The organism is Rhizobacter sp. P1_G5 (assembly GCF_056405435.1).
Genome location: NZ_JBFUCB010000566.1, coordinates 1 through 3,985, shown reverse-complemented (window position 1 = coordinate 3,985; position 3,985 = coordinate 1). Strand labels below are relative to the sequence as shown.

Genomic DNA, 3,985 nt, shown 5'->3' with positions numbered 1-3,985 from the left:
GGCGATGAGTCGGGGCCGGTGCCGATGTCTGCGCATGTGCGAACGTGGCGGCCAGTGTCAGCAGTGCGGCGCCGAGGAAGCGGGGAAGGTGGGTCATGGGGGTGTCCGGTTGGGATTACTGGGGGTACAGGCCGTGTACGCGCCCGAACAGCCGCGTCATCCCGAGCAGCGCATCGATGTTCGGTGTCGGCAGTGGCAGGCGCTGCGCGATCTCGCGCACCGCGCCGACCAGCGCATCGAGTTCGATGCCGCGGCCGGCCTCCACGTCCTGCAGCATCGAGGTCTTGAACGCGCCGAGCTTGCGCGTGACCTGCTGGCGGTCTTCCGGGGTCTGCGCGATCGCGCAGCCGATGCGCGCGCCGATCGCCGAGGCCTCGCGCATCGCGTTCGCGCAGAACGTGAGCAGCAGCGGGTCGTCGAGCACGCGATCGACGGTGGCGCCGGTGATTGCCGTCACCGGGTTCATCGTCATGTTGCCCCACAGCTTGTACCAGATGTCCTGGCGCACGCTGGCCGACACGGTGACGTCGAAGCCGGCCTGCGTCAGCAGCGCGCCGAGCTCGCGGGCGCGTGCCGATTCGCCGCCGCCGGGCTCGCCGATGATCAAGCCCTGGCCCATCTTGTGTTCGACGAGGCCGGGCTGCGGGCTGGTGGTGGCCGCGTGCACGACGCAGCCGAGCACCTGCTCGTGCGRGATCTTCGCGGCGATGCGGCCACCGGGGTCGACGCTCTCGAGCGGAGCGTCGCCGATCGCCGCGATGCCGCGGCCGAACCACCAGGGCACGCCGTTCATCGCCGGCAGCACGACGGTGTGCGGCGCGAGCAGCGGCGCGAGCTGGTCGGCCACCGCGGCGAGCGCCGGGCCCTTCACGGCGATGACGACCAGGTCCTGCGGGCCCAGCTCGGCCGCATCGGCGCTGGCGGTGGCCGGCCCGCTGACGAGCTGGCCGCCTTGCTGCAACCGCCAGCCGTGTTCGCGCAGCGCCTGCAGCGTCGCGCCGCGGGCGACCGCGCTGACCTGCGCGCCCGTGTTCGCCGCGAGCCGCGCGCCGATGAATCCGCCGATCGCGCCGGCCCCGTAGATGCACACCTTCATCGCTGCCCCTTCTCTGAACGAAGGGGCATTCTGCGACAGGCGCTACTTTCGTGTCTTCGGGGGTTTTGACTTCGACTTGCCCGGCGCGGCCAGGGCCAGCCGCTTCGCGATGCCGGCGTGGAAGCGCTCGATCTCGTCGGCGGTGGCGAGCGATTCGGGCAGCTCCACGTCGATGCGGTGCAGCGTCTGTGCCGGTCCGGCGCGCAGCATCGCGACCGGGCCGACGCGGCGCGAGCCGACCGGCAGGTCGACCTGGACGCCGACCACGCGGCCGGCCTCGGTGATCACGGTGGCGGTGTGCATGGTGCTCAACTCCATTCGGCAATGCTGAGGTTGTAGTGGATCGCCACCGGCCCGGCATTGCGGATGTTGACGGTGTAGTGGATGCCGTCGGTCTCGCCGTTCGATCGGGCGACGACGCCCTGGCTGACCGTGACCAGTTCGACGTTGACCTGCGGCTCCTGGATGTTGGGCGCCGCGACGGCGACGCCGACATCGCGGCCGAAGCCGTCGAAGAAATACTCCCAGTGGTRCGTGGCGCCGGCCGCGAGGCTCACGATGCCGCCGACGTTGCGATGCAAGGCCATTCAGTTGCTCCGGTGGTGGTGCAGTGGACCTGCCACGGTAACGGCGCCAGCCGCCACGTCCATACCGAAACTTGGGGACGCGGGTGTCAGGCGGGGCGGCTGTCTTGCTGGCTCTCCTGCCGGTACTCGAAGCGCAAGCCCCCGCCCGGCGCCGTCTCCAGCGTGATCGTTCCACCCAGCCGCTGCGCAATGCTGCGCGCGATCGACAGGCCCAGCCCGCTGCCGGTCTGCTGCGTGCCGAGCAGCCGGTAGAACGCATCGAACACCCGCTCGCGCTGGTCCGGCGGAATGCCGGGGCCGGTGTCGTCGACGCGCAGCAGCGCGCGGCCACCGGCCTGTTCGAGGCTCACGTCGACGCGCCCGCCGGCCGGCGTGTAGCGCACCGCGTTGTCGACCGCATTGCGCACCAGCGTCTGCAGGTCGACCGGCGTGCCGGCGACCCGCACCGCGTCGAGCCGCGTGACGCCCAGGTCGACCTGTCCGGCCTCGGCCATCGCGACCAGGTCGGAGACCACCTCGCGCACCACCTCGTGCAGCGCGACCGAGGGCTGCGCCGCTGCATCCGGCCCGTGGTGCGCGTCGGCCCGCGGCGCCTGCACCCGCGCGAGCGACAGCAGCTGCTCCAGCAGTGCCCGCGAGCGCGACAACCCCTCGCGCAGCGGCACGAAACGCCGCCGTGCCTCGGGCGACATCTCCGCATGCTCCAGGTTCTCGGCCTGCACCGTCRGCGCGGTGATCGGCGAGCGCAGCTCGTGCGCCGCGTCGGCGACGAAGCGGCGTTGCTGCTCGAGCGATTCGGTGAGGCGGCGCAGCAGCGCGTTGATCGACGTGACGAAGGGCCGCACCTCGTCGGGCATGTCGCCGGCCGGCACGTCGACCAGCGCGGCGTCGCCCTGGCGATCCAGCTGGTGCGAGGCCCGCGCGATCGGCCGCAGCGTGCTGCCGATCACCACGCGGATCAGCAGCAACAGCACCGGCAGCAGCACCACCAGCGGCACCAGCGCGGCCAGCGCACTGTCCTGCGCGATGTCGTCGCGCCGGTCGGTCTGCTGCGCGACGATGAAGCGGCGGCCGTCCGGCAGGTGGGTCAGCAGCATGCGCCACGGGCGGCCTTCGGCGACGTGCGTGTCCAGCCCGTCGGGCAGGTCRCGCGGCAGCCGGCCGATGCCGTTCACGCGCGGCTCGCCCGCCGCCGTGTCGACCAGCTCCACCACCACGCTCGGCCGCGGCGCGCCCGGCGTGGCCGTCGGCTCGACCGGGTTGATCGCGAGCTGGCCGGCCAGCACCAGCGCGGCGGTCTGCTCGAGCAGGTCGTCCTGCAGCTCGTTGGCCTCGTGCAGCGCCCAGAAGAACGACACCGCGCCGGCCGCGACCGCGGTGGCCAGCAGCAGCACGGCCATCCACAGCGACAGGCGGAACTGCAGCGAGTTCCTCATGGGGCGATGACAGTCATGCCGCGCGGTCCACGCGCCAGCCGACGCCGCGCACGTTGCGGATCACCGCGGGGCCGAGCTTGCGGCGGATGCCGTGGATCAGCACTTCGACGGTGTTGCTCTCGACCTCCTCGTTCCAGCCGTAGATTCGCTCCTCGAGCTCCTGGCGCGAGAGGATCGCGCCGGGGCGCACCAGCAGCGCCTGCAGCAACGTGAACTCGCGGCCGGAGAGGGCGGCGCTGCGGCCCTCGAAGCTCACGTCGCGCGTCACCGGATCGAGCGTGATCGCGCCGTTGGTCAGCAAGGGCGACGCCGAGCCGCCTTGCCGGCGCACCACGGCACGCATGCGCGCGAGCAGCTCCTGCACGTCGAAGGGCTTCAGCACGTAGTCGTCCGCGCCGAGGTCGAGGCCGGCGATGCGGTCTTCGACCTCGTCGCGCGCGGTGACGATCAGGATCGGCACGCGGGCATCGCGCGCGCGCAGCTGGCGCAGCACGTCGATGCCGTCGCGCCGCGGCAGGCCGAGGTCGAGCAGCACGAGGTCATAGGCCTGCGCCAGCGCGGCGGCCAGGGCCTGCTCGCCGTCGGTGGTCCAGTCCACTGCATAGGCGGCATCGGACAGCGCCTGCTGCACGGCCGCGCCGATCATCCGGTCGTCTTCCACCAGCAGGACGCGCATCGCTTGTTTTCGCCAGGGTTCACCGCAAGGACAAGGCACGCATTCTGAACGAACCCATGCCGCCTGGACGATGACCACCGGATGACGCAAGCCTTCATGCCAGTCGTTGCAGGGTCATTCGCGAAGCCTTGACGTGATCGTGGAAAATGAGAATGATTCTCAACTAATAACGATGAGCACCAGGGGGTAG

The 3,985-nt window shown here is 71.3% G+C and carries 5 protein-coding genes; all 5 read right to left on the bottom strand.

Going from position 1 to position 3,985, the window contains the following annotated elements:
• Positions 1 to 115: 115 nt before the first annotated feature.
• Positions 116 to 1,096, bottom strand: a complete 981-nt coding sequence (locus tag AC1D12_RS27040; RefSeq protein ID WP_477844101.1) for a 2-dehydropantoate 2-reductase — start codon at positions 1,094 to 1,096, stop codon at positions 116 to 118.
• A 42-nt stretch (positions 1,097 to 1,138) separates the two neighbouring features.
• The gene (locus AC1D12_RS27035; protein ID WP_465114580.1) at positions 1,139 to 1,399 is read right to left on the bottom strand and encodes a hypothetical protein; all 261 of its coding nucleotides are present in this window, start codon (positions 1,397 to 1,399) and stop codon (positions 1,139 to 1,141) included.
• Between the two features lie 5 nt (positions 1,400 to 1,404).
• Positions 1,405 to 1,683 carry a hypothetical protein gene (locus AC1D12_RS27030; RefSeq protein WP_477844099.1) on the bottom strand — a complete coding sequence of 93 codons (279 nt, stop codon included), beginning with the start codon at positions 1,681 to 1,683 and terminating at the stop codon, positions 1,405 to 1,407.
• Positions 1,684 to 1,769: 86 nt separating this feature from the next.
• The gene (locus AC1D12_RS27025) at positions 1,770 to 3,119 is read right to left on the bottom strand and encodes an ATP-binding protein (RefSeq protein ID WP_477844097.1); all 1,350 of its coding nucleotides are present in this window, start codon (positions 3,117 to 3,119) and stop codon (positions 1,770 to 1,772) included.
• A gap of 13 nt (positions 3,120 to 3,132) precedes the next feature.
• The gene (locus AC1D12_RS27020; protein WP_465114575.1) at positions 3,133 to 3,795 is read right to left on the bottom strand and encodes a response regulator transcription factor; all 663 of its coding nucleotides are present in this window, start codon (positions 3,793 to 3,795) and stop codon (positions 3,133 to 3,135) included.
• Positions 3,796 to 3,985 lie beyond the last annotated feature (190 nt).